This is a genomic window from Colwellia sp. C1TZA3, assembly GCF_007954265.1.
Taxonomy (GTDB): Bacteria; Pseudomonadota; Gammaproteobacteria; order Enterobacterales; family Alteromonadaceae; genus Cognaticolwellia.
In genome coordinates this window covers 68908-95797 of the sequence record NZ_VOLS01000008.1, presented here as the reverse complement: position 1 = coordinate 95797, position 26890 = coordinate 68908, and the positions used below count along the sequence as shown (strand labels likewise).

The following is a 26890-nucleotide window of genomic DNA, read 5'->3' as shown; positions in this document are numbered from 1 at the left end:
TTTATTTTGCTGATCCTTATTGTTCATGGCAACGCGGGCTCAATGAAAACACCAATGGCCTATTACGACAATATTGGCCGAAATCAACAAATTTCAAAAAAGTATCGCTATCAGAAGTCCAAGATGTGATAGTAAAACTCAACGATAGGCCAAGAAAGAAAATAAATTACCAAACGCCAGCCAAATTAATGGCTGAACATAGAGTGGCAATAGCTGCTTAGCGGTTATGCACTTCAGAGTTGAATCTAAGCCTTACTAATTTTGCTGTTTTTAGTTTTAATTGGATTAAAGGTGCTCACCACAGTGTTAACTTTTGAGTGGCTAACAGGTTTATTTAATTCGGTATAAAGTGATTTTTAAAATAGATCAAGCAATTGTACAATGTGGGTAGCGTTAGTTGTGCTTGCTGATGTTTATCTTTGTTAGATATATTTATACTAGATATAGTTACGTCAGATATAGTTACGTCAGATTAATTCACTTGCTGTTAAAAATAATTAAATCATTATTTAATATTATCAAGACGATTTGATTAAGCAAAATGCCGGACGGTTTTTAAACAGATAGTGCAATATAAATGCTGCTGAGTGAGTCATTGGTAAACTACCATGGCTATTTTTATATCATTTATTTTTAGTTAGCTTTAATTTTAGCTCAGCTTAATTTTACGCACAAGTAGGTGTTATACCAATTTGATTAATTAAGTGATCACCTTTTTCATGAGGAAAAATGGATAAATACAAGGCATAAATTTTAGTCAGTAGTTATTCTACTTATAAATTTTATAACGCTGTAGTTATTCATTTTAACCATTAAAAATGAGCAGGTAATTAATCAACTTGGTATTAGTAACCTAAGGAATATCTTGATCTCAAAATTACCTCGATGGGTAGAATACGGTGCATTTGTGCTGGCTTTAGTGGCAGGACTTATTAATTCGGTCGGATTGTTAGGTTTTAAACATCAATCCATTTCGCACTTATCTGGCACGGCCACATTGCTTGGCACAGGAGTGATAACCTCGACATTTACTGATGCCTTTCATTTACTGCTTATTCTCTTTAGTTTTTTAATGGGTGCGGGGATATCGGGCTACTTTATACGCGGCGGGGCCTTAAAATTAGGCCGCAATTATAGTGGTCTGCTTTATTTAGAAGCGGCATTGCTTTTTGGTGCTATTTATTTTTTAACAAAAGATTCTTTAAATGGCCATTACTTGGCCTCAGCAGCGTGTGGATTGCAGAATGCATTAGCCACTACTTATAGTGGTGCGGTGATCAGAACTACTCATGTCACAGGTATTTTTACTGATTTAGGTATTATGTTAGGTGCAAAATTAAGGGGGGAGACATTTGATAATAGAAAGGCATTATTATTTCTGTTAATTATTACAGGGTTTGTTGTCGGTGGCGGCTTAGGGGCTTACTTATTTAGTCTGTTTAAATTTTACGCGCTATTTGTACCCGCAGGTATTTGTATTTTCTTGGCCTTAATTTATTCAATTTACAATGCCAATGCCAATGCTAAAACTAAAACTAAAACTAAAGCTAGGGGCTAGCACCTTTACTATTTTTTCGGGTTGTGAGGTACATAGCAAATTTATCACTAGTATACTCGGTCGTTTTATCGACACTTCACCAGATTGTGTTGGTGATAATGGTGGAGTTATCGACGAAAGCCCCCATATCAATTTATGTGATCATAAAATCATCGTGCTAGCTTTTATATAGGAGAAGTCATGCAAGACTTGAAGCAACAATTAGATTTTATTTTAGAGTTAGACCGTCTTAAAGCTGTTTACCGAAAGGTGGTGGTAAAGTCGGATAAAAATAGGCCAGAAAACAGTGCTGAGCATAGCTGGCATATTGCTATGATGGCGCAAACATTACATGTTTATGCTGCAGAGCCAGTCAATGTCGCTCGTGTCACTAGTATGTTACTTATTCATGACATAGTAGAAATTGATGCTGGCGATACTTTTGCCTTTGCAGCACAAGCAGAACTTGATGCGCAAGAAGCGAAAGAGCTTGAAGCCGCAAAGCGTATTTTTGGTTTATTACCTGAAAAGCAAGGCTCAGCAATGTTAAAGCTGTGGTTAGAGTTTGAAGCGGCAGAAACCACTGATGCTAAATTTGCCAAAGCAATGGATCGGGTTTTACCTTTATTGCAAAATATGAAAAATGACGGTGGTAGTTGGGCTAAGCATAATGTTAGCAAATCTGAAGTTATTGCACGTAATAATCTCTTAGACGGTTTAGCGCCAAAACTATGGACCTATGTTGCTGAGCAAATTGAGTTGGCCGTAGAAAAAGGCTGGTTACGCAACGCGTAGTGGCGATCAAGTTACTAGGTATTTAGACCAAAGCCTTAACCGCTTGTTAATAAAATAGTCAACAAGCGGTTAGGGCTCTATCTTTTAAATTTAAGAATATGACCTTTGAAGTCTTGTTTAATATAGTCGGTATGCTCAGGTTTAATATGGCTAGAGCTAAAACCAAAATCTAGCATTTTTGTACTTAATTTGGTTTTACGTCCGCGACCCGGATCAACAAGAATAACTTCACAGTTTTTGTTTGCATGGGCTTCGATGAAGTTGGCAAGTAATTCAATATGTTCATTTTCATATAACAGGTCACTGCCGATGATCAAATCAAAAAGTCCTAAGCTATCTTGCTTATTTGACCAATTAGTTTGCTCATAGTTAATCGGACCGTCTTGATTAAGCAGGGTGTTTCTGAGTAAAAATTTTCCTACTTCAGGGTGGTAATCTGTTGCGGTTATATCTGCTTTTTGTTTGTTTAATAGTAAGCTACTAAGCGCTATGCCACAGCCCACTTCTAATACCCGTTTTGTGCCAACGGGGTATTGCGAGATAAAATGCGCCAGCACCAAACTTGATGGCCAAATAACACCAAATAAAGACCAAGTTGCCGATGAAATACCTAAATTTTGGGCGATGTCTTCAGGGTCATAAAATTCTTGTTTATCACGTAAGGTACAAAGATGAATATCAGTGTTACCAAACTCGATGGTTTGATAACTGTAGCGAAGGTTTGTCATTGTGCTGCCTAGGTTGGCGCGGAGCCAAGTCTCTTGAGACAAAAGGCAAAGTGCGCGAGTCGGCTAAGATTACAGTGTTTAGCCTAAATGACAATATATTTCGTGCGCTATAATTTAACTAACTAAGGCTTTTTTTCGCGAGTTTTTGTCTGTGGCTAAACCATAAAGCGCTAGCTCATATTGAAGTTTTTAGACGTCTATACGTTTAGAGGTTGACATAGCTAGCATTCCAAGTCACATTGTAGTTAGATATTCATGGTAAAGAGCAATACTGTTTTTCAGCGTTATTTATCGTTATCACAGATATGACGAATTACCCGACATTAGGTTAGTGCTATGCCCATAAAAATTCCCAATGAATTGCCCGCTTTAACGATTTTAGACAAAGAAAATATTTTTGTTATGTCTGAACGTCGCGCCGCCGATCAAGAAATTCGTCCAATGGAAGTGGCTATTCTTAACCTAATGCCCAATAAAATTGAAACTGAAGTGCAAATTTTGCGGATGTTGGCCAATACACCATTGCAAATTAATGTTGAGTTTGTCCGCATACATGCCAATGAATCTAAAAATACGCCACAAGCGCATCTAGATAATTTCTACCGTTTATTCGATGATATTAAACATAAACAATATGACGGTTTAATTATTACCGGTGCGCCGCTGGCGTTGTTGGATTATCAGCAAGTGACCTTTTGGGACAAAATTTGTCAGGTGTTTGACTGGGCAGAGAAAAACGTTACTTCAACGATGTTTTCTTGTTGGGCGGCACATGCAGCGCTTTATCATCATTATGGTTTGAAGCGTCATTTGCGTAAACAAAAGCTCTCTGGCGTTTATCGCCACCAATGTTTGAAACCAGAAGAACAGTTAACCCGAGGTTTTGATGAAAGTTTTAATGTACCTCATTCTCGCTATGGTTATATTGATAAGTCGGACTATCAATCACTGCAACATCTAGAAATATTGGCAGAGTCAGCTGAGGCAGGGGTGTACTTATCTGCCAGTAAGAACAAGCAGCAAGTCTACCTGACCGGTCATCCAGAGTATGATGCGACAACCTTGAGTGAAGAGTACTTTCGCGACCTTGAAATGGGCCGTGCCACGTCAATACCTGAGAACTACTTTACTGACAATGATCCCTATTCAGCGACAGCAAACACCTGGCGTAGCCATGGTAGTTTGCTTTTTACCAATTGGTTAAATTATTACGTGTATCAAATTACGCCGTATCAATTAGATGCAAACCATATCAACGCCATTCATCCAGGGAAATCTCGTGTCTAAGCAAGTCAATACTCAATTAAAAGCAGCCGTGGTGCCATCTGCCTCTTACGGCCTATTACAAGCTCAGTTAAAGAAGCGCATTCTTATTTTAGATGGTGCTATGGGCACTATGATCCAAGCGTATAAATTTGAAGAGCAAGATTACCGCGGTGAACAGTTTGCTGACTGGCATAGCGATGTTAAAGGCAACAACGATATGTTGGTGCTAACTCAGCCTGAAGTTATTAAAGCTATTCACCGTGAATACCTCGTGGCTGGTGCTGATATTCTTGAAACCAATACCTTTAACGCCACCACTATTGCCATGTCTGATTACGACATGGAGGATTACAGTGCTGCTATTAATTTAGCTGCCGCGCAGTTGGCACGGGAAGTTGCCGATGAATTTACCACAAAAAATCCAGATAAACCGCGTTTTGTGGCTGGCGTATTAGGGCCAACAAACCGCACCTGTTCAATATCCCCTGATGTTAACGACCCAGCCTATCGCAATGTCACTTTTGATCAGCTCAAAGATGCTTACATTGAATCGACTAATGCTTTGATTGATGGCGGTAGTGACATCATTTTAATTGAAACAATATTTGATACCCTCAATGCTAAAGCCGCGATATTTGCCATTGAAAGCGTATTTGAAAGTCGTGGTGAACGATTACCTGTGATGATTTCAGGCACGATTACCGACGCTTCAGGGCGAACGTTATCTGGGCAAACTACCGAAGCTTTTTACAATTCTTTACGTCATGCTAGACCGATTTCATTTGGTTTGAACTGTGCGCTTGGGCCGGTTGAGTTACGCCAATACGTGGCAGAATTAAGTCGTATTTCAGACGTGGCGGTTTCTGCTCACCCTAATGCAGGTTTGCCAAATGCTTTTGGTGAATATGATTTTACCGTTGAAGATATGGACGAGCATGTTGCTGAGTGGGCCAATGCTGGATTTTTAAATATTATTGGTGGCTGTTGTGGCACCACACCAGCACATATTAAAGGCATGGCTGATGCGGTGGCGAACATCGTCCCTCGGGAAATTAAAGCTAAAGAAATAGCTTGTCGTTTATCTGGCTTAGAAGCACTGACCATCAAAGATGATAGCTTGTTTGTTAACGTAGGTGAGCGCACCAATGTGACCGGCTCTGCGGTTTTTAAACGCTTAATTACCGATGAAAATTATGATCAAGCCATTGCAGTAGCTTTGCAACAAGTTGAAAACGGCGCGCAGATTATTGATATCAACATGGATGAAGGCATGTTGGACTCGCAAGCGGCGATGGTGCGATTTTTGAATTTAATTGCTGGTGAGCCAGATATCGCTAAAGTGCCGATTATGTTGGACTCTTCTAAATGGGATATTTTAGAGGCGGGTTTAAAATGTATCCAAGGTAAGGGCATTGTTAACTCAATCAGTTTGAAAGAGGGCGAAGACAATTTTCGTGAACAAGCCGAACTGCTGCGCCGTTATGGCGCTGCGGTTATTATTATGGCGTTTGATGAAAAAGGCCAAGCCGATACTCGTGAACGTAAGTATCAAATTTGTCAGCGGGCTTATGATATTTTAGTCAATGAAGTTGGCTATCCGGCTGAAGATATTATCTTCGATCCTAATGTTTTTGCGGTTGCTACTGGCATCGACGAGCATAATAATTATGCCCGTGATTTTATTGAAGCGGTAGCTGACATTAAGCAAAACTTGCCCCACGCTATGATTTCGGGTGGTGTATCTAATGTCTCATTCTCATTTCGCGGCAATAACCCAGTGCGCGAAGCCATTCATGCGGTTTTTCTTTATCATGCGATAAAAAATGGCATGGACATGGGTATAGTTAACGCCGGTCAGTTAGCGATTTATTCTGATATTCCTGACAACCTGCGCTTAGCGGTTGAAGATGTTATACAAAACTCTGATGACGGCGCTACTGAACGCCTACTTGATGTCGCACAAGAATATCGTGGCCAAGCGGGTAGTCAAAATAGCAAAGCTGATTTAACTTGGCGTGAATTAGAGGTGAATAAGCGCCTAGAATATTCGTTAGTAAAAGGCATTAATGAGTTTATTCTTGAGGATACTGAAGCGGCTAGATTAGTGGCTAAACGACCATTAGATGTTATTGAAGGGCCGTTGATGGACGGCATGAATGTGGTCGGTGATTTATTTGGTGCTGGTGAAATGTTTTTGCCGCAAGTGGTAAAATCTGCCCGGGTAATGAAACAAGCGGTAGCGCATTTAAATCCTTTTATTGAAGCAGAAAAAACCGAAGTAAAATCTAACGGTAAAATACTTTTAGCAACGGTGAAAGGCGATGTTCATGATATTGGCAAAAATATTGTTGGCGTAGTTTTACAGTGTAATAACTACGAAATTATCGATTTAGGTGTGATGGTATCGTGTGAAGATATTTTACGTGTCGCCCGTGCAGAAAAAGTTGATATTATTGGCTTATCGGGTTTGATCACGCCATCGCTTGACGAAATGGTGCATGTGGCCAAGGAAATGCAGCGCCAGGAGTTTAACTTACCCTTGCTTATTGGTGGTGCTACAACCTCTAAAGCCCATACCGCGGTAAAAATTGAACATCAATATAAACATCCTGTAGTTTATGTACCTAATGCTTCACGTTCGGTTTCTGTGGTTAGTACACTGCTTTCTGATGAGCATAGAGACGCCTTTGTTGAACGCCAAGCAGCTGAATACGTTAAAGTGCGCGAGCGCCATTATAAAAAAGGTCCACGTTCTAGTTTGATTTCTTTGCAAGACGCGCGTGCCAATGCGGTGCCTATTAATTTTGATAACTATACACCTAAGGTGCCGAATAAATTAGGCGTTAGTGTACTTGATCACATCGACTTAAATATTGTTAGGCACTATATCGATTGGACGCCATTTTTTATGACTTGGCAATTATCCGGTAAGTACCCTTTAATTCTTAGGCATGAAGTGGTGGGCGAAGAAGCGACTAAGCTATTTAATGACGCTAATGCGATGTTAGATGATGTTATTAATAATAAAAAGTTGACGGCAAAAGCGGTATTTGGTTTATTTCCAGCGAATCGTGACCAAGATGACTTACAGCTTTATACCGACGACTCGCGTACTGAACCTTTAATGAAGCTGCATCAATTACGTCAACAAAGTAAAAAGCCCACGGGCCAATATAATCGCTGTTTAGCTGATTATGTGGCCGATAAAGCCTCAGGCGTTGATGACTATATTGGTGCTTTTGCTGTGTCAGCTGGTTTTGGTGTTGAGGCGTTAGTGAAAGCCTTTAATGCCGATCATGATGATTACAATAGTATTTTAATTAAAGCCGTTGCCGATAGATTAGCCGAAGCAAGCGCCGAATATTTACATCAGCAAATTCGTAAAGAATACTGGGGTTATGCGCCAGATGAAACCTTAGATAACGACAGTTTAATTCGTGAACGATATCAAGGTATTAGGCCTGCGCCAGGTTATCCTGCCTGTCCAGAACACACAGAAAAGGGCTTGATTTGGACCTTACTCAATGTCGAAGAAAACATTGGTATGGACTTAACTTCAAGTTTTGCTATGTGGCCTGGTGCTGCGGTAAGTGGTTGGTACTTTGCGCATCCAGAGTCTAAATACTTTGCCGTGGCGAAAGTTGCACAAGACCAAGTTGAAAGTTATGCCGCACGTAAAGAAATGACCATGCCACAGGCGGAACGTTGGTTGTCAGCTAACTTAGATTATGAACCTTCGTAAATGTTAGCGTGAAGTGGCAAGGGGATATATTTCATCTAGCTTATTGAGCAAAATATAACGCCATAAAAACCTAAAAATCGCTATAGCAAAAATATGCTATAGCGATTTTTTAATTTTTGTCAGCGTTTTATAAGGATGAAAATAATTTTTTGCTAATGAATTTCCCCACTAGAAAACTTATTGAAGCTTCTCCTCAAAAAAAACGCCTAAAAACAGAGAATAGAAGATCAAGATATTGCTCTCGCAGTTATGGGAATGGCATAGCGCACTGGTATTGCTGGTTTTTATATTGGTAATACTGCTGAATCAAGATTAAAAGAATTGTTAGACCACCTTATTAATATTAAGCCAGAAGGATTTATACCAAGTTGATTAATTACCTGTTCATTTTTAATGGTTAAAATTAATAACTACAGCGTTATAAAATTTATAAGTAGAATAACTACTTACTAAGTTTTATGCCTTGTATTTATCCATTTTTCCTCATGAAAAAGTAGATCACTTAATTAATCAAATTGGTATTACCTCACCAGTTAAATAATTTTTCGATTTAAGATAAAGCTATTTTTTTACAGCAGTTACTATTTCAAGAATTGCGGGATGTTTTAGCCTTCGCTCAGGAGAAATGATGTAATAATGCTCTTTAATTTCATCAGTGCGGCCAATAATATTAACATCGTATTTATCAACTACGTACTCTTCAATAAGTGTTGGGCTGGTAAAAACACCATAACCTGCTTCTCCAAAAGTTTTCATTAATGCACTATCGTCAAATTCTGCAACAATATTGGGTGATATATTCTGTTTTTCCAACCATGATGATAAGCGGCCTCTTACTTCTGATTTTTTACTCTGCATTAGCCAAGGAAGCTCTGATAAATATTGAGGGAAGTTACCTGTAGTGCTTTGTAATAGTGTTTCTGCCGCAAAGAAAGTAGAACTGCTTTCAACGAGCAGATGATTGTATGCTTTGACATGATTGCCTAACTGAAGCGGTTGGTCAGTCAATATACAATCTAACTTATTAACTGCTAAGTCTGCCAATAAACTATTTTGATCACCTTCAATACAGATCAAGCGTACACGCTCATTCATATTTAATACTGGTGATAGTAATTTTTGTGCCAATACTTTAGGTATGACATTTGTTATTCCTACGGTAAATGTATGCCATAGTACGGGTTGCTGCCTTTTCAGAATATGTTTTATTTCATCACCTAGTTGAAAAATTTCTTCAGCATAGCTGTAGATCAATTGCCCCATTTCTGAAACGTATAATTTTTTTCCTTTACGATCAAATAAATTAACCCCAACTTGAGTTTCGAAACTGGTTATTTGGCCACTTATTGTTTGTGACGTTAGGTTTAATCTTGCACTCGCTTTGCTAATAGTTCCTTCAGTAGCAACGACATAAAAATAAAACAAATGATTATAGTTAAGTGGACTCATAGATTTCTATGCCAAGTTTTTTCGATGATAACATCAATAATATTCGAATTTACCTGCAACAGCAAGTGAGTTATAAATGTTCGCGGCAAAGTAGCTAGGCAAAATATTATGTTATTTAATGAAAGCAGTTCTTTTTTTCGCTGTCAAAAGATCAAAAAGCTCAATGTTTTTTTTGTCTTGATGACGTCACTCTTTTCATGGCAAGTGATAGGTAATGAGACAATTCAATTTGATAATAATCAAAGCCTGCTTAAGTCATGTAATGCTTTTAAAACTAATTCAGCTACTGCTAATGCACAACCTTGTATTATTTACATCGAAGGATTTCTTAGTGGAATTGTAAATGCCGGTAATGCAAAAAGTGGTGGGTTAACAAAAGAAAAAACCAAACCAAGCACTTTTACAGAAAGAGCCTATTCATATAGGGTAGGTAAAAGCAGGCAGTCGTTCTTAACAAATAACTTTATTAAGACTTGTTTACCGATTGATGAATTGAAAAAGCGTATTGTAGATAAATTTTCAAATGATGCACTTGCGCCTATCGACACAATTGAACAACTCAATGATCGTAGATACGATCTTATAAAAACAACATGCTCTACTAACAGTAGATCAGAGTAAAGATGATGAAGATTGATATTCAATACTCTATAGGTGGTTTAGGCCATACATCGGAAGCTGATATTGAACGAAGACTGATACTTGCTTTATCAAAAGTTGAACCGCATATATCATCGATCATATTTATCATCTCTCAAATTGAAAAAAATGATGGTCATTTATATCAGCATTGCTCATTAACTATTTCACTTAACCGTATTCCGGACATATTAATTGAAGAAACTCAAAAAGGGCTTAATAGTGCTATCAATCGTGTTATTCAAAAAGCGACGCGTATTATTTCTCGTAAGATTTTATTAGGCAAAGGTGAAGGATTATGAAACGTCATACTATCAGTTTATTTTTAACTTTAGCCGCTTTTTGGCTGCTCAACTCAGGCCACAATACCGTGCTAATGTTGGCACTTGGCTTCGCCGCTATTATGTTGGTTTTAGTTATTGTTCATAAAATGGATGTAGTTGATCATGAGTCACAACCGATCTATTTAACGCGTAATATTTTTGGTTATTACTTGTGGCTTATTAAAGCAATAATTGAAGCAAACATCACGGTGGTTAAGCATGTTTGGTTAGGTAATAAGAGTATATCACCGACGCTAAAGAGAATTAAAATTAGCCAAAAAACCGATGTCGGCAAGGTAGTATATGCGAACTCTATTACCTTAACTCCCGGCACGGTAGCAATCGACCTGATAGACGACGAAGTGTTAGTACATGCACTACTTCGTAAAGATATAGAATCATTAATCGCTGGTGAAATGGATCGCCGCGTCACTTTGTTGGAACGCTAATGTTAATTGCAGCCACACTCGCCGTTTTTGTCGTCATGATTTTAGCTATCATAAGAGGGGTCGTTGGTCCCACGCTTTACGATCGTATTTTAGCCGTCAATATGTTTGGTACTAAAACAGTATTGCTGATTTCATTATTAGGTTTCGTTATGGGACGGCCTGAGTTTTTGGATATCGCGATTGTTTACGCGCTGATTAACTTTATTAGTGTCATTGGCGTTTTGCGCTACTCAGATACTAATAAATTTAGTCATGCGCCCACCGAGAATAAATCTTTGAAACAGGAACCTTAAATGGACGTCATTCTAAACTTTACCGGTGCCTTGTGCTTGTTTATTGGCTGTTTTCTTTGTATATCAGGTGGTGTAGGCCTTTTACGTTTCCCCGACTTTTATACTCGTATGCATGCCGTTGGTGTAACCGATACCCTAGGTGCGGGTATGATTTTAATTGGCCTGATGTTTTACAGCCCTGACTTTTTAATTTTTGCCAAACTTGTAATGATCTTATTATTGACTCTGTTGGTTGGCCCTACTACAAGTCATGTACTGGCAAAAGCAGCAATGCGCAATGGGCTAATGCCAGCACTAGAGAAAGGCGATAATAGCAAGGAGATAAACTCATCGAATTAATAATTGATATTGTTTTATTAACCTTATTGATGGTGGTTGCTTTTGCTATTATCAGAATGAAAGACTTGTTTGCAGTCGTCATGTTACTGGGTATTTATGGTCTATTATCCGCTAGCTTTTTTGTCGCTATGGATGCGGTGGATGTGGCGTTTACTGAAGCGGCGGTAGGCGCTGGCATATCGACTTTGCTGATGTTAGTGGTTATTACTATGACTGGGCGTACTGAAAAAGTTACGCGACATAAACCTTTACTAGCACTCCTAGTCATTGCGATTACTGGCGCTTTGCTGATTTATGGCACCTTAGATATGCCCTATTATGGCTCGGCAGATGCTCCCATTCACCACCATGTTGCTCCCCGTTATATTAATGATTCAATGCAGGAAGTTGGCATACCAAATATTGTCACTTCTGTGCTGGCAAGTTATCGAGCATTCGATACTTTTGGTGAAGTTGTCGTTATTTTTACTGCAGGTATTGGGGTTTTGGCACTGCTATCCGTGGCTCGTCGTCCCGAAGATAGTGAAGATATTACTGCTTTAGATGACTCTATGCATGAGCAAAATTTAGTGCTGCGCATTATCACTAAAATTTTGATCCCATTCATTTTATTGTTTGCACTCTATGTTCAATTTCATGGTGACTTTGGTCCTGGTGGGGGCTTTCAGGCTGGCGTGATCTTCGCTGCAGCGATTATTTTATATGCCATGATATTTGGTCTAAGCAACGCACGAAAGGTCATTAATCAAGACTTTATCCAGTTAATTACTGCTGTGGGGGTTTTGTTTTATGGCTGTGTTGGTCTCGTTTCTTTATTCAATGGCGGCAATTTCTTTGATTACAATGTTTTATCCAGTGACCCTATTGCTGGCCAACATTTAGGGATTTTGTTAATCGAGTGGGGTGTTGGTTGCACCGTTGCCTCGGTGATGATCATTATATTTTTTAATTTTGCTGGCCGTAGAGAAATGCAAAAAATCAATAACAATAACAATAATCAGGAGTCATCATCATGATTTTGGGGCTTTTAAATTACTGGGTTGTGGTAGTACTAATGATGTGCGGGCTTTACATTGTGATTGCTCATGGCAACTTAATTAAAAAAATAGTTGGACTGGCTATTTTTCAAACGTCAGTATTTATTTTTTATATTAGTATGGCAAAAGTTGAAGGCGGTACAGCGCCGATATTAGCCGATGGCATAAGCCAATACTCTAACCCTCTACCGCATGTATTAATTCTCACCGCGATTGTCGTTGGCATTGCGACCACAGCTTTGGGGCTTGCGTTAGTCGTTCGCATTAAAGAAGCTTATGGCAGTATTGAGGAAGAAGATGTCCAAAATTTGGATAATCAAACTCAAGTAGACTCACAACAACAAGTAACAGAAGGTGATCAAGCGTGATAGCACATCTGCCTATTTTACAGGTAATTATACCGTTAATGGCAGCACCGTTATGCTTGCTGTTAAGACACCCTAAATTAGTTTGGCTGTTTTCACTACTTGCTAGTGGTTTAGCTTTTATTGTTAGTATCTTATTGTTACAGCAAGTGATGACTTCAGGCGTTATTAGCTATGAATTCGGGGGGTGGGAAGCGCCTTGGGGTATCGAATATCGCATTGATAAGCTCAATGCATTTTTGTTATTGATTATTTCAGCCATTAGTACCGTGGTTTTAATTGCTGCCCAAACCAGTATAGAAAAAGAAATTCCTAAAGAGAAACACACACTTTTCTATGTTTTATACTTGTTATCTTTAACCGGTATGCTGGGTATTGTCTCTACAGGAGATGCCTTTAATGTCTTTGTATTTCTTGAAATATCTTCTCTATCGGCCTATGCATTAATTGCTCTAGGTAATGACAGACGAGCACTTTGGGCCTCCTTTCAATATTTAATTATGGGCACTATTGGCGCCACTTTTATATTAATTGGCATCGGTCTGATGTATCAAATGACCGGCACACTGAATATGGAAGACCTGTCTCAACGCCTACCTGAGGTAGAGCAAACACGGACAGTATTTACCGCGTTTGTTTTTGTTATTGTTGGCGTCTGTTTAAAACTAGCCTTGTTTCCTCTGCATTTATGGCTGCCTAACGCCTACGCGTATGCGCCATCGATAGTGACCGCCTTCTTAGCGGCAACGGCAACAAAAGTCGCCATTTATTTACTTATTCGTTTCACATTTACTGTCTTTGGATTTTCTTTTTCTTTTGCAACACTACCTTTAGAAACCTTGTTTCTACTATTAGGTTTGGTGGGGATTTTTGTTGCTTCAAGCGTGGCTATCTATCAAAAAAATGTCAAACATATCTTTGCTTACTCGAGCATAGCGCAAGTTGGATATATCATTGTTGGGTTAAGCACTGGTACTGTGATGGGGTTAACTGCAACCTTACTGCACATGTTTAACCATGCGCTAATGAAAGGTGCCATCTTTTTAGCGTTAGGAGCTGTAGTCTATCGACTGGGTAATATTCAACTCAGTAGTTTCCATGGTTTAGGCCGCCAAATGCCACTCACGATGGCCGCTATTGTTGTTGGCGGATTAAGCTTAATTGGTGTACCACTGACAGTGGGGTTTATCAGTAAATGGTATTTATTGACCGCTTTGCTTGAAAAAGGTTGGTGGCCTGTTGCCATACTTATCTTATTAGGCTCACTATTGGCTGTTATTTATGTTTGGCGCATTATAGAAGTAGCTTACTTTAAGGCGCCACTCGTTGGGAAAACACCTGTAAAAGAAGCACCGCTATTATTTATTATTCCGATATGGACACTGATAATAGCCAATATCTATTTTGGTATAGATACTCGTCTTAGTGTACAGGTCGCACAATCTGCGGCTCAGAGTTTATTTGGAGTGTCACCATGAATTTCTCTTTGGAAGTGATGCTGCAACTCGCTATTGTGATCCCTTTACTGACCACGTTCGGTATTATTGCAGCCGGTAAATACCCAAACATTCGAGAGTCGATAACCATTACAGCAAGTATCATATTGCTGTATATCGTCATCAATTTATATCAGAATATCCTCTTAGGAGAGACGGTCAATGTCTTTTGGTGGGAAATAATTCCTGATTTAGCCATTAGTTTTTCCATTGAACCACTGGGTATGTTGTTCGCGTTAATCGCCAGTTTCCTTTGGTTGATCACTACCTTTTACGCCATTGGCTACATGCGCAGTCACGAGGAAGAAAATCAAACCCGTTTCTATACTTGTTTTGCCTTAGCTATTGGTGCGGTAATGGGTATCGCTTTTTCAGATAACTTGTTCACCTTATTTATTTTTTACGAAGTGCTGACACTTTCTACCTATCCGTTAGTGACCCATTCAGGTACCGAAAAAGCCAAACAGGGCGGTAGGGTATATTTAGGTATTTTATTAAGTACTTCTATTGCCTTTTTCCTATTGGCCATCGTGGGTACTTGGTTTGTCGCTGGCACCTTAGATTTCAAACAAGGTGGCATCTTTGATACTAATGTCGACAAAACAGTGGCAGGCGCACTGCTAGTACTGTTTATTTTTGGCATTGGTAAAGCGGCTATTATGCCTTTTCATCGCTGGCTACCCGCGGCGATGGTTGCACCAACACCGGTAAGTGCACTGTTACACGCTGTGGCTGTAGTTAAAGCGGGTGTTTTTACTATTTTAAAAGTTTGTGTGTTTATTTTTGGCTTAGATTTATTAGCGGTATTACCGACGACGCAATTCTTACTTTATTTGGCAGGCGCTTCGGTGTTACTAGCCTCTATCGTGGCGATGCGACAAGATAACTTAAAAGCAAGACTGGCCTATTCAACCATCAGTCAATTGGGTTATATCACTATGGGGGCGCTATTAGCGAACTCCTCAGGTGTGCTTGGCAGTTCTATGCATATTGCTACCCATGCGTTTGGTAAAATTACCTTGTTTTTCTGTGCCGGAGCTATTTTGGTTACTGCCCATAAGTCGAAAATCAGTGAAATGCGTGGACTAGGAAAACAAATGCCGCTGACCATGATCGCATTTTTTATTGCCAGTCTCAGTATTATTGGCGTGCCACCCACAGGTGGCACTTGGAGTAAGTGGTTTTTAGTCATGGGCACAATGGAAGCTCAGCAATGGACATTAATGGTGGTGCTGATGCTCAGTTCTTTGCTTAATATCGCTTATTTATTGCCTATTCCCTATCATGCTTTTTTCTCTAATACTTTAGGCAAAGAGCCGCTAGCACAAACTCAAATTAAAGAAGCCCCATGGCCTTCTTTACTCGCCATTGGTATTACTACTTTGGGCTGCTTGATCCTGTTTGTCTATCCACAACCTTTATTTGATTTAGCCTCGGCAATTTTAGCCGGCAGGGAATAGTTCATGAAAAATGAGAAAAAGTACTTATTTGATGATCCTAAAAATGTAAAACGTGTTTTACACATCCTTTATGGTTGTTGTGCGCTATTACTTATTTTGGACTTTGTTATCCACCGCCATGTTATGCACAGTTGGGAGAATCTCTGGGGTTTCTATCCTCTTTATGGTTTTGTAGGTTGTGTGATCCTAGTCGTGGTTGCCACCTGGATGCGAACTTTTCTTATGCGTGACGAAGATTACTATGAAAATACAGAGATGAATAATTCAGCTAATACCAACAACGAAAAGTTAGCCAACAAGCTAACATCAGAAACAGGAGATCATCATGTGGATGATTGAAATTCCTGCCTTTGTGCCTTTTTTTATTGGCGCTTTAATTGCTGCCTTTACCCGTGGGGTTTTACGTAATGCTTTGATGATAGCAGTGCCGATCATCAGTGCGTTGCACCTATGGATGGTGCCTGAAGGTATTCATTTACAATTTGCTTTTCTTGATTATCAGCTTAGCCCTTATCGTGTTGATAAATTGAGCCTGATGTTTGGTTATGTCTTTCACATTGCCGCATTTATTGCCATCATTTACTCGTTACATGTTAAAGACACAGTGCAACAAGTGTCAGCCATGTTATACGCGGGTAGTGGTTTAGGCGCGGTGTTTGCCGGTGATTTATTGACCTTGTTTGTTTTCTGGGAACTGCTAGCGTTTACCTCAGTATTTCTTATTTGGGCTAGGCGTACTCAACGATCCTATGTTGCCGGTATGCGCTATCTTATTGTTCAAGTTCTTTCAGGTGTTATTCTGTTAGCAGGCGCACTTTTTTACGCGGCTGAAAATGGCACATTAGCATTTGGCTATATAGGTCTTGATAGCATTGCGGGTTGGCTGATTTTTATTGCTTTTGGTATTAAGTGTGCGTTTCCTATCGCCCATAACTGGCTGACCGACGCCTACCCAGAAGCGACGGTTACCGGTACTGTTTTTTTAAGCGCTTTCACTACCAAAGTAGCGGTTTATGCGTTAGCTAGAGCATATCCAGGTACCGAGCTGCTGGTTTATATTGGCGCGGCTATGACCTGTTTCCCTATCTTCTTTGCTGTCATTGAAAATGATTTACGCCGAGTACTGGCTTATAGCCTGATCAACCAAGTCGGTTTTATGGTAGTTGGCATAGGGATAGGAACAACATTGGCGCTTAACGGAGCTGTATCACACGCTTTTAATGATGTGATTTTTAAGGGCTTGTTATTTATGTCGATGGGCGCTGTATTGCACATGACGGGCAAGATCAACGGCTCTGATCTGGGCGGTCTATATAAAACAATGCCCAAAACCACCATATTATGTATCATTGGCGCGGCCTCTATTTCAGCATTCCCTCTTTTTAGTGGTTTTGTGAGTAAATCAATGGTGATGTCGGCAGCGCTTGAAGAAGGTTATGACTGGATTTGGCTAATGTTATTATTTGCCTCTGCAGGTGTCTTTCATCATGCCGGTATAAAAATTCCTTATTTTGCATTTTTCGCTCATGATTCAGGTATTCGTGTAAGCGATCCACCTAAAAATATGTTATTTGCAATGGCTATCGCGGCAGGGCTTTGTATGGCCATTGGTATTTATCCATCAGCACTGTACTCTTTATTGCCTTATGACACAGGGTACAATCCATATGATGCAACCCACGTTTTAGCTCAAACACAATTATTGTTCTTCTCAGCGTTAGCCTTTGTCTGGCTCAACCTAAGAGGGAAATATCCACCAGAGCTTCGCTCAACAAATCTAGATTTTGACTGGGTATACCGCCGCGCGATGCCAAGGGTATTGCAAAGTATGTTCAATACTATTTGGAAAACAGACGGTATAGTGCGAGATAAAATAAAGGCAAAACTAAATTTTTCTTCTAATTATTTTGCGGAAAAAAATAATCGAGTAAGTGGTTTGCTTTCAAAAAGTAACCCTTTAGGCAGCATGGCGATGTGGGTCGCTGTGGTGTTAGCGGTCTATTTATTCCTTAGCTTTATTAAATAATGTTTGGTTTATGCTTTACATGAGATTTATCTAAAACGCTATAATGGGAAAGCACAGTATTAAATGCTAGTGCTTTCCTTTTTACAGTGTTGATCAGAGCTGCGCATTAAAGTTATTAACTACACCTGAATTTTCGTTGCATTCGCTTGTCAATTTTTAGTTAATAAAATCAATATGTTTGGTCGTTTTTCCTGCGTATAACATCTTTTGTTAATCAGTCATTAAGCTATGTTATACCAATCCCATTAAGTTATTGCTCACTTGTACTAGTTAAAATAGCTCAAGGCTGTGTTGCTCTCACTCCCAATAGCCAGCTATTGCTCAATCGAGCGCCTTACCTTGAGTTATTTTTCCTGCGCACAACAAGATCACAAACTTAATGGAACTGGTATTATCACTAGTGTTATAGGTTTAATTATTTTAAAATCCAATGATTTATCAGGTGTTTGTGGGGTAAGTTATTGGGTTTTAATGATGGGTGGCATAGATAGTTTATGGGTGGCATAGATAGTTTGGCATAGATGATTTCTACAGCAAAATATACTGTAGTGATTTTTTAATTTTTTATTTTTGTACTCGATAAAGAGCTAAAATGCAGGTCATTATGTCCTACATTTTAGCTATATAATAATGAAAGTAACCTTGAGTTAAATTGAATTTTAAGTTCTCAAGTTGAGCTTCACTGAGAAGTTGTTGAAACTGAAGAATTAACGCTCTTTTATGTACATTGCAGAGATTAACTCTCGGTTTAATACTAGAGTTTTCTAATCACTAAATGAGGCATTAGGTTTAATGCTTCTAAGGGTAACTTTGAGCACTGCTCAGATGTTAATAAAGAAAATTATGACTGAGACATTAATACTTTAATTTTTTCGTCTTGTATCAGCATTAAAATAATCGTCTTATTAACTTCACGACGTATATTTGACTTATGCCAACGGTTCCAGCAACCAACATTATCCCAGTTGGTGATAATGGTTCTAATATTGGGGTTATTAACGTTGCTGTACGATGCGCCAGAAATATAACCTTTTGCTGTCATTATTGCTGTTAAGCTTTTGCGAATTTCAGCATCATATATTGTTTCCATATCGTCAGCGAGTACACGCTCAATAAGTACTTTTATCATTTTATTTCAGTTACCTAATAATTTAATTTACACACAGTACATTTTACCATCACTAGCCTATAGATATAACGCATTTAACCAATCATTGTAAAGCAGGATAATAGCTGATGTTAGCTATTTACTATCCTGTTCAGAAATCTGATTAAATAATTCATCAGCTAGCAATATTAGCTGATATTCATACAACCAAAGACATTTAGCAATACTTTTAGTGAATGCTGTGGCAAGAACAAAATTTATCCCTAGCAAAGGGCTATTCAGCTCTGTAATTTGTCTGAATACTCCATCAAACTTTGTCAGCCTTTAATAAAAAGAAGTGACAAGGTAACAACTGATGTGAATATCAACTTATCTAATAAAATGATTGTTAAATAAGCTAACTTTGAGAAGAATTCACACCATTCTATGGCATCAGTGTAATACCAAGTTGATTAATTACCTGCTCATTTTTAATGGTTAAAATGAATAACTACAGCGTTATAAAATTTATAAGTAGAATAACTACTGACTAAATTTTATGCCTTGTATTTCTTCATTTTTCCTCATGAAAAAGTAGATCACTTAATTAATCAAATTGGTATAATACCATCTCCATTAAATTTGTGATCTTGTTGTGCGCAGGCAAAATAACTCAAGGTAAGGCGCTCGATTGAGCAATAGCTGGCTATTGGGAGTGAGAGCAACACAGCCTTGAGCTATTTTAACTAGTACAAGTGAGCAATAACTTAATGGGATTGGTATAAATTGAGCTAACCTTGTTAAGTATTTAATATTGAACATTAAATACTTAATCTCACTAGTGATGTTTATTGACATCGCGTTACTTAATCAGCTCAATTAACTCATGAATAGTCTTTACTGGTGATATTTTAGCGCCTAAGCCTTCCATCGATTTATGATAATTTCTAAACGGAATAAATATTTCAGTAAAGCCATGTTGGGCCGCTTCTTTTACCCGTGGCACACCGCTGTCAATCGGACGCACATCGCCATTTAAGCTCAATTCACCCATGATGCAAGTGGTTCTTGGGATCACAAATTCGTTTAAGCTGCTTAATAGTGCCGTAACAAGAGCAAGATCAATACAGGTTTCTGATTCATCTATTTTTAGACCGCCAATAATATTGAAAAAAGTATCATGATAAATTTTGGTTTTGGTATGTTTACGTAAAATACCGGTTAACATTTTAATACGGTTCATATTGAGGCCAACACATACTCGCTGTGGAAACTCGGCTTCGGTTTCTGTGGTGAGGCACTGAATTTCTAATAATAAGTTTCGATTACCTTTTCGGATACAGGTAATCGCTGAGCCAGGAGACTCTGTGCTCGAGCCCGATAAAAATATTTCACTAGGATTATCAACACTGAGCATACCGCGTTCACACATTTTAAAAATGCCAACGGTATCAATGTCACCAAAGCGATTTTTATTCGCTCTTAAGGTGCGTATTTGGCCATCATTAGTATCGATATGTAATAGTGCGTCAACAATATGGACTAAGGTTTGAGGTCCAGCAATTTCATTGTTTTTATTGACATGTGCAATCAAAAACATAGTGACATTATTTTGTTTACAGTATTGCGTTAATAACTGAGCGGCACCTTTTACTTGTGATGGTGAGCCCGGGCTACCATTGGCATTGTCGGTGACTACGGCTTGAATGGAGTCAATAACGGCAAATTTTATTTTTTTTTGCTCTAGCTCTTCAATAATGGCTTCAACACTCGTTTCTGACAACAAGTACAATTTGTCAGGGTTATAATCAAGTTTTAAACGCTGAACCCTATTTTTGAACTGTGAAAGCGACTCTTCAGCAGTACAATAAAGCGACGGCATTAATTGTGACATACGGGCAACTAAATCCGACAGTAAGGTGGTTTTTCCTGCACCGGGGTCACCTGATATGATATTAACTGACCCGGTAGTTACGCCACCAGATAATACTCGGTCAAGCTCACCAATGCCGGTTAATTGCTTTTCAGCCTCAGTAGAGGCTATTTCATTAATTTTTTTAGAGCCACCGCCAGTACCACCGGCATAACCGCCGGTTGAGATACGACTTTTTGTTGCGCTTTTACTTTGGCTAGTTGAGATTTTCATCTCAGCTAAGGTATTCCATGCCCCACATCGGCATTGTCCCTGCCAACGAGGGTAGTTCATGCCGCAATCTGTACAAACGAATTCTAATTTTGCTAACTTTGCCATTTGGCTGCCTATTGTCTAAATGTAGGTTTTTAACCTATTGCTATGCAATGAGTCAAAATTATGACAAAACAACAGGGTGAAATACTTAAATGCTGTTTGTCAGGGAAATTATTATTTTGTTATTATTCTTTATATTCAGGGTTTTAGTTGAACTAATGTCATTATTTAGTTTATGGTAAGTAAAGTTTTTTAGTTTTACTGTTTTTATAGCAAGTTATTTACTGCTTTTATAGCAAGTTAACAGGTATGGTTATTGCTTTAAAACAGTTAAAGAGTAATTGTTTACTATTCAACGTTGAATAGTATGTTGTGGTATTGATTTTATAACATGGTACGGATACTAAATGAATATACGATGCATAGTTGACTTTATTGTAAAGATATTGAAGCGTAAATGAATAAACATCTTTCAAAATATAAAAAAATTATTGATGAATTTAGTGGTCAAGTCTTAAATAGTGACTTTGAAACTAGATTCTATGCTGTCTCAAAAAACTTTCCACAGAGTGAACGTTTTCTTTTAAAAATGGAATTAAAACGTCTTGCTGCACCTTGTACTCGTTTGATTGACTTACGCGGTCACGTCGACGGTGAATGTAAGGTTTTTGAACACCAAGACAGGATACATTTTCTAGACGATGTCGCGAGTTTGGTTTTTACAGAAGCGCTTAGGCATTATGGCAGCTACAGTCTTGGTGTCTACGAAGCAACAATGAATACGGAAAATAACTTTCGTGTTATTTATCAAAAAGAGAAAGCTCAGGTCAGTAAAGACGCAACTGAAGATAGTACTAAAGCACCTGAAGATAGTATTAAAATATCTGAAAAATCACAATATCCGGCAAAATTCTATAACTTTGGTCTTTATTATAATCGCATTGAAGAACGGATGAATTGTGCTATCTCGATTCAAGTCACTATAGATAAAGACCGTAAATTTAAATGTACCACTGCAGACTTAAGTGTCAGTGGCTGTAAGTTCAAAATGAACGACCTAAGACCTATTGATATTGGTCAGCAAATTACTTTACGTTTTAGTGGCCTGGAAGACCAGTTTCAATTAATGCCTGAGAGCGACTTTACTTACAAAGTTAAAAACTTGACCCTATTAGACAACATGCAGCTGGTGGGGGTAGAAAGAATTCATCAAGAAAAATTTGCTTCTGATAGTTTTAAAAAATATATGATTAGCTTTATTCAAGAGAATAAACGTCGCTACAAAATTAATTTAGATAATACTATTAGTGCTTTACAAACACGTAGCTTTGAACAATATGTGCTACCTGAATCTAATGAACTGCCTGTTTTTATTGAAAAAAACAAGACTACTTTTACCGCAAAATATGCCCTAACTTGCCATAATAACCAAGGTCTTTATCAGTATTGGCAAGATGAGCAACATAACTCGATGTTATTTTGTTTAATTACGCCAGAACGAATAGCTCAACTTAAAAAGCTAGCGCTATCTGGACAGTCGCTATTAGTGTTCAGTTTTATTCATCAAAGCCAAGGCAAGTCATATTTTTATACTGGCGATGAACACCAGCTTGGTGATGACCCTGAGTTTATGAGACAATTTTTGGCTTTTGCAGCGTCAAAAGAAAACTTCTTAATTACGCAACTGGCTTTGTTGGATGTAGTGCCAAGTCGTGCTCAGTCAAACTTTACTCTCTCTAATACCAGTAATCAGAAAAACGCGTATTTAAATGCGCCAATATCTGACGAGATTCAGACATTATTAGCTAAAACACCTTATATTGTTGTGGTAAATGATGTGACACAAAATGAAAATACGCAGGCATATCAATCATGGTCTTACCAGGGGATTAATAGCGTTAAATTGAAAAAGTTTGGTCATAAACGCCTAAGTGAAAAGTTCAGTGTTAATAACATTGGTATAAACTATAGAAATAAGCGACAAGAGTTACGTTTTACTTATAAAACGCCAGTTCATGTTGAGATTGATGACGTTATCTCTCCTGGTGCTTCTCTTGATTTCTCTACCTCTGGCTTGAAGATCGCCTTAGATAAAACATCTGCGTTGGTAAAAGGTGACATGGTTTACTTAAGCTTCCCTAAGTTACAAAAAATCACCTCAGCGTTTGATTTAACTGACTTACCTTATGAAGTTGTGCGAGTAAATAGCGCAAAAAATATTATTAACTTACGGATTTTTGTTCAGCAGCATCAACATATTGGCCGTAAGTTCTTTAAAGCCTTGATTGATAAAAATAGTGATAAATTAACCTCTGACGAATATGATACCTTTAGCCCCGATTTAGCCAGAGCATTGCGTAATATTTACAGTGCAAGTTCAACGATTCCCGCGCTTGTTATGCAAACAAGTGGTAGTCGTTATAAATCAGAGGTTATTGCCGGTGGCGACTGTCGTAGCAACTTAATGTCAGTAATGCAGCAACTAAGTGATGGTGACTCATCTTACAACTTATACCCTATTTTGGCTCACGCAGGTATGATGACAAGCTTGACTGCCAAGCTAAAAAAAATGCAGCACATGGATAAGCCAAGTTGCCGTGTACTTTACATTGCGCTTAACACCAGTGTCGAGATAGTAGACGAAGCGGTAACAATAAAACTGTCTTCAGAGTTAAACAGCGAAGAATTAAAACAAAGCTTTATTTATCATGCACTGAAAAAGGGTCAATTTTTTTGTTTAATGATAAAACTTTCACGTGTTGGCGAACCTGATATGAGCTACCTTCATCCTGAACTCAGTTATATTAGTGCTTATGCTATTCATCGCGGCAAACAAATCGAACAAAATATTTGGAGTGTCGCGGGTATTGCACAAATTTTTGATACTACCCAAGAAGAGCTTTTTCGCTATCGTTTAGCACATAACTTTTAAGATTTTATCTTTAGGGTCTGATCTTTAAGGCTTAGCCATTAATGTTAAATTTTTTAGAATATCGAGGCAAGTTAGCCAATGTTCAACTAGCTGCCCCTAAAGCTCTACTTAAGCCAATGCAATAAGCAGTCTAGGCCCGAGGTGGTAATACAAGCATCTGCTTGCGCTAGCACTAAAGGCTTAGCGTGAAAGGCAACCCCTAAATGTGCTGCTGCCATCATGACCAAATCGTTGGCACCATCGCCCATAGCTACAGTTTGTGTGGGTGCAATATCAAATTCGCTTTGTAGTTGTATTAAGCAATCCGCTTTTGCTTTTGCGTCAATAATATCACCGAGCACTTTACCGGTTAAAAGATTATTTTTTATTTCTAAAACATTAGCGACAGCAGCGTCAAGTGATAACATCTGTTTTAAGTGATCGGCAAAATAGGTAAAGCCACCTGAGGCAATAGCAACTCGCCAGTGATGCTTTTTCAATTCGTTAACTAAAGTTTCTAAGCCTTCCATCAAGGGGATGTTATTGGCGACTTGTGCCAAAATATCTTCAGGCGCATGCTCAAGTTTAGCCACACGCTGATGTAAACTCTGGCTGAAATCTAGCGCTCCTAACATCGCCAGCTCAGTCACTGCTGCTACTTCTTCACCAACACCGGCCAGTGCCGCTATTTCATCGATACATTCAATTTTTATGGTAGTTGAGTCCATATCCATGACCAATAAGCCAGGTATCGAAAGTGTTGGTGCATTAAGTAATAACGCCGATTCAATTTTTTCACTAATATTAAAGCTAGCGAGGCGATCTCGTGCCTGTTTAATATCCTTTACTTGTACACCGAATCGGTAGCTTGTGGCGTTATTACGTTGATTGATTTTATACAGACAGTGTAAGGTTAATTCACACTCGCTCAGTAAATTGACTAAAGTAATAATGTTAAGCTCACCAAAAACAATAAGCTCTAAGGTGTCTGATGATTTTTTTAGGGGTGATAGGTTATTATTGTCAAATAAAACAAAGGTTTGTTTTATTTTGTCAAAAATAATGGCGATATCGTTCGAGCTTGAGTCAACAGGTAACCATTGGGTTAAATTTAAGTGCTGAATATTGTCTAAAGAAACTGATTTTTTTTGGGTCGTCACGATACTGCCTTATTTGAAAAACACAATTTAAAATAACTGTCCTAGTATAAAAACTTGAAATATGGTTCTATAATGCAGTTATAGAACTATAGGAAGCAATTCGTTTGATGAAGCAAATAGAACAGCCTTTATACCCTAAATTATCACCGATTTATAATAAAATATTGCAATTAGCGCTCGCTATTATATTGCTAGTACTTTTGATGGATTTTTGGGTAACTAGCCGTGATAACCAGCAACTGCAAATCCAAGCTCATGCCAATAAAATGGGTAAGCTTTATTTAGCACAAGCAGCAACAAGCACGCTGCCTTATTTAGCGCAAAATCCTAGTGAGTTACAGCAATATACTGACCAGCTAGTAGAACAGCCGTTAGTCAAGAGTGTGCATATTTATGGTCTCACTGGGCAAAATATCGCTAGTTCAGAACAAGCTGAATCTATTAATGATCTTTTCGGTCTTAGTTTGCGAAAAATCAACCAAACTGATGAGGTGATGCCTTTTGTGCAGGAATTACGCACTGATAAATTGCACGGTTATATTAGGCTCTCACTCTATTGCTCGATATTGGCTGATGAACTGATTAAAAATAGCCGTGAGCAATACGATATTATGCGTTTGTTGATGATGGTTGCGGGTGTTATTGGCTTTCTCTTGACGCGTGGTTTAAATCGTTTTAGCCGCCAAGGTTTCAGACCACCTAGTCGTTAGTGCTAACCATGCTTTGATTTAAGTTTAACTAAGATTAATTTACACTATGTTTTAGTGAAAGCTAAAACAGCATTTATATTAGACTCCAGTGCATGGGCAAGTTCACTCGATGATTCATTGCGTATGCTGACCAGTGCTTGAAATACTTTTATCAGTTGTAAGGGCGAATTATCTTGGCCTTGAAAACCATATAATGGCATTGACGGTGCGTCTGTTTCCAACACTAAGCTGGCTAGCGGTAGTCGCTTTACCGCTTTGATGGTTTTTTCTGCGCGTGGATAGGTAATTGTACCGCTGATACCCAATTTAAAACCTAAATCAATATACTGACATGCTTGCTGGTAGCTGCCTGAAAATGCGTGAATAATACCACCTTGAGTCAGCTGCTTTTGTCGCAGCATAGCCACAATATGCTGATGTGATTTACGATGATGAACAATAATAGGTAAGTGGTAGGATTTTGCCAAGGTAAGTTGTTGTTCAAAAACTTGAACTTGCTGCGCTAAATTATTTTGTGTTTGAGCAATAACGCCATCGATACCCGCTTCACCAATCGCCACAATGTCATGATGGTGCGTCTTAACTAAGTGCTCTAAAATAGTCAGGCTATCAGCATTTAAGTCATTTAGAAACCAAGGGTGAATACCTAAACATGGATGCAGTGTTAATGCTTCACTACTGTAATTTTTTGCCAGTGTTAGTGTTTTATGCCAGTTTTTAGGGCCAATACTAGGTATAACGATATGGTGAATATTGGCTTGCTGGCATTGCTTGAGTAAGTGGGGTAGGTCAGCACTAAAAGTGTCAAAATCAAGATGACAATGGCTGTCACTAAAGCTTAGCGTGTCTGTCATTTTCGCCCCCAACGTTACTTTAACTGACAATTTCAA

Annotated in this window: 24 protein-coding genes; 18 read left to right on the top strand and 6 right to left on the bottom strand. The window is 38.5% G+C overall.

Annotation, left to right across the window (positions count from 1 at the left end; genetic code table 11):
* From ESZ39_RS04175 to ESZ39_RS04165, 3 genes are all read left to right on the top strand, one after another.
* On the top strand, positions 1 to 221 hold a 221-nt coding region (locus tag ESZ39_RS04175; RefSeq protein ID WP_146878534.1), incomplete at its 5' end, for an IS30 family transposase.
* A gap of 644 nt (positions 222 to 865) precedes the next feature.
* Positions 866 to 1558: a YoaK family protein gene (locus tag ESZ39_RS04170; RefSeq protein ID WP_146878533.1), complete on the top strand. Its 693-nt coding sequence runs from the start codon at positions 866 to 868 to the stop codon at positions 1556 to 1558.
* A gap of 180 nt (positions 1559 to 1738) precedes the next feature.
* Complete coding sequence (locus tag ESZ39_RS04165) at positions 1739 to 2332, top strand: HD domain-containing protein (protein WP_146878532.1); 594 nt, start codon at positions 1739 to 1741, stop codon at positions 2330 to 2332.
* Positions 2333 to 2409: 77 nt separating this feature from the next.
* Here the strand turns inward: ESZ39_RS04165 and ESZ39_RS04160 are convergent, their stop codons facing one another.
* Positions 2410 to 3060, bottom strand: a complete 651-nt coding sequence (locus tag ESZ39_RS04160; RefSeq protein ID WP_146878531.1) for a class I SAM-dependent methyltransferase — start codon at positions 3058 to 3060, stop codon at positions 2410 to 2412.
* A 336-nt stretch (positions 3061 to 3396) separates the two neighbouring features.
* On the opposite strand from ESZ39_RS04160, the gene metA reads away from it, so the two are divergent.
* Together metA and metH are read left to right on the top strand one after the other, a co-directional pair.
* The gene (gene metA / locus ESZ39_RS04155) at positions 3397 to 4347 is read left to right on the top strand and encodes a homoserine O-succinyltransferase (RefSeq protein WP_146878530.1); all 951 of its coding nucleotides are present in this window, start codon (positions 3397 to 3399) and stop codon (positions 4345 to 4347) included.
* Between the two features lie 28 nt (positions 4348 to 4375).
* Positions 4376 to 8068, top strand: a complete 3693-nt coding sequence (metH, locus tag ESZ39_RS04150) for a methionine synthase (RefSeq protein ID WP_223270228.1) — start codon at positions 4376 to 4378, stop codon at positions 8066 to 8068.
* 561 nt (positions 8069 to 8629) lie between these two features.
* Here the strand turns inward: metH and nhaR are convergent.
* The gene (gene nhaR, locus ESZ39_RS04145; protein ID WP_146878528.1) at positions 8630 to 9517 is read right to left on the bottom strand and encodes a transcriptional activator NhaR; all 888 of its coding nucleotides are present in this window, start codon (positions 9515 to 9517) and stop codon (positions 8630 to 8632) included.
* Between the two features lie 108 nt (positions 9518 to 9625).
* Between nhaR and ESZ39_RS04140 the strand changes: the two genes are divergently transcribed.
* Genes ESZ39_RS04140 through ESZ39_RS04090 form a run of 11 tightly spaced genes read left to right on the top strand, consistent with a single transcriptional unit; the run spans position 9626 to position 17944 of the window.
* The gene (locus ESZ39_RS04140) at positions 9626 to 10138 is read left to right on the top strand and encodes a hypothetical protein (RefSeq protein WP_146878527.1); all 513 of its coding nucleotides are present in this window, start codon (positions 9626 to 9628) and stop codon (positions 10136 to 10138) included.
* Between the two features lie 2 nt (positions 10139 to 10140).
* A complete protein-coding gene (locus ESZ39_RS04135) occupies positions 10141 to 10458 on the top strand; it encodes a hypothetical protein (protein ID WP_146878526.1) in 318 nt (105 codons plus the stop codon).
* Positions 10455 to 10928 carry a Na+/H+ antiporter subunit E gene (locus ESZ39_RS04130; RefSeq protein ID WP_146878525.1) on the top strand — a complete coding sequence of 158 codons (474 nt, stop codon included), beginning with the start codon at positions 10455 to 10457 and terminating at the stop codon, positions 10926 to 10928. Before ESZ39_RS04135 ends, ESZ39_RS04130 begins: the two co-directional genes overlap by 4 nt.
* The gene (locus ESZ39_RS04125) at positions 10928 to 11221 is read left to right on the top strand and encodes a monovalent cation/H+ antiporter complex subunit F (protein ID WP_146878524.1); all 294 of its coding nucleotides are present in this window, start codon (positions 10928 to 10930) and stop codon (positions 11219 to 11221) included. The genes ESZ39_RS04130 and ESZ39_RS04125 overlap by 1 nt, the downstream gene beginning before the upstream one ends.
* On the top strand, positions 11222 to 11560 hold the full coding sequence (mnhG, locus tag ESZ39_RS04120) for a monovalent cation/H(+) antiporter subunit G (RefSeq protein WP_146878523.1): 339 nt from the start codon (positions 11222 to 11224) through the stop codon (positions 11558 to 11560). It begins immediately after the preceding gene.
* A gap of 29 nt (positions 11561 to 11589) precedes the next feature.
* The gene (locus tag ESZ39_RS04115; RefSeq protein WP_262984479.1) at positions 11590 to 12576 is read left to right on the top strand and encodes a Na(+)/H(+) antiporter subunit B; all 987 of its coding nucleotides are present in this window, start codon (positions 11590 to 11592) and stop codon (positions 12574 to 12576) included.
* The gene (locus tag ESZ39_RS04110; RefSeq protein ID WP_191321698.1) at positions 12573 to 12965 is read left to right on the top strand and encodes a cation:proton antiporter subunit C; all 393 of its coding nucleotides are present in this window, start codon (positions 12573 to 12575) and stop codon (positions 12963 to 12965) included. Before ESZ39_RS04115 ends, ESZ39_RS04110 begins: the two co-directional genes overlap by 4 nt.
* Positions 12962 to 14440 (top strand): monovalent cation/H+ antiporter subunit D family protein, encoded by a 1479-nt coding sequence (locus tag ESZ39_RS04105; RefSeq protein ID WP_146878520.1) that lies wholly within the window; start codon positions 12962 to 12964, stop codon positions 14438 to 14440. Before ESZ39_RS04110 ends, ESZ39_RS04105 begins: the two co-directional genes overlap by 4 nt.
* The gene (locus tag ESZ39_RS04100; protein WP_146878519.1) at positions 14437 to 15918 is read left to right on the top strand and encodes a monovalent cation/H+ antiporter subunit D family protein; all 1482 of its coding nucleotides are present in this window, start codon (positions 14437 to 14439) and stop codon (positions 15916 to 15918) included. The genes ESZ39_RS04105 and ESZ39_RS04100 overlap by 4 nt, the downstream gene beginning before the upstream one ends.
* 3 nt (positions 15919 to 15921) lie before the next feature.
* Complete coding sequence (locus ESZ39_RS04095) at positions 15922 to 16257, top strand: hypothetical protein (protein WP_223270225.1); 336 nt, start codon at positions 15922 to 15924, stop codon at positions 16255 to 16257.
* On the top strand, positions 16244 to 17944 hold the full coding sequence (locus ESZ39_RS04090; RefSeq protein ID WP_146878518.1) for a Na(+)/H(+) antiporter subunit D: 1701 nt from the start codon (positions 16244 to 16246) through the stop codon (positions 17942 to 17944). The genes ESZ39_RS04095 and ESZ39_RS04090 overlap by 14 nt, the downstream gene beginning before the upstream one ends.
* An 841-nt stretch (positions 17945 to 18785) precedes the next feature.
* Here the strand turns inward: ESZ39_RS04090 and ESZ39_RS04085 are convergent.
* Together ESZ39_RS04085 and radA are read right to left on the bottom strand one after the other, a co-directional pair.
* Complete coding sequence (locus ESZ39_RS04085) at positions 18786 to 19073, bottom strand: antibiotic biosynthesis monooxygenase family protein (RefSeq protein WP_146878517.1); 288 nt, start codon at positions 19071 to 19073, stop codon at positions 18786 to 18788.
* 820 nt (positions 19074 to 19893) lie between these two features.
* The gene (gene radA, locus ESZ39_RS04080; RefSeq protein WP_146878516.1) at positions 19894 to 21282 is read right to left on the bottom strand and encodes a DNA repair protein RadA; all 1389 of its coding nucleotides are present in this window, start codon (positions 21280 to 21282) and stop codon (positions 19894 to 19896) included.
* A 394-nt stretch (positions 21283 to 21676) separates the two neighbouring features.
* Here radA and ESZ39_RS04075 point away from each other — a divergent pair, with 394 nt between their 5' ends.
* Positions 21677 to 24151 carry a PilZ domain-containing protein gene (locus ESZ39_RS04075; protein ID WP_146878515.1) on the top strand — a complete coding sequence of 825 codons (2475 nt, stop codon included), beginning with the start codon at positions 21677 to 21679 and terminating at the stop codon, positions 24149 to 24151.
* A gap of 104 nt (positions 24152 to 24255) precedes the next feature.
* Here the strand turns inward: ESZ39_RS04075 and serB are convergent, their stop codons facing one another.
* Positions 24256 to 25290, bottom strand: coding sequence for a phosphoserine phosphatase SerB (serB, locus tag ESZ39_RS04070; RefSeq protein ID WP_223270224.1), 1035 nt, complete (start codon positions 25288 to 25290; stop codon positions 24256 to 24258).
* Between the two features lie 107 nt (positions 25291 to 25397).
* Here serB and ESZ39_RS04065 point away from each other — a divergent pair, with 107 nt between their 5' ends.
* The gene (locus ESZ39_RS04065; RefSeq protein ID WP_146878514.1) at positions 25398 to 26000 is read left to right on the top strand and encodes an AhpA/YtjB family protein; all 603 of its coding nucleotides are present in this window, start codon (positions 25398 to 25400) and stop codon (positions 25998 to 26000) included.
* Between the two features lie 44 nt (positions 26001 to 26044).
* Here the strand turns inward: ESZ39_RS04065 and ESZ39_RS04060 are convergent, their stop codons facing one another.
* Positions 26045 to 26854: a TatD family hydrolase gene (locus ESZ39_RS04060; protein WP_146878513.1), complete on the bottom strand. Its 810-nt coding sequence runs from the start codon at positions 26852 to 26854 to the stop codon at positions 26045 to 26047.
* Between the last annotated feature and the right edge of the window lie 36 nt (positions 26855 to 26890).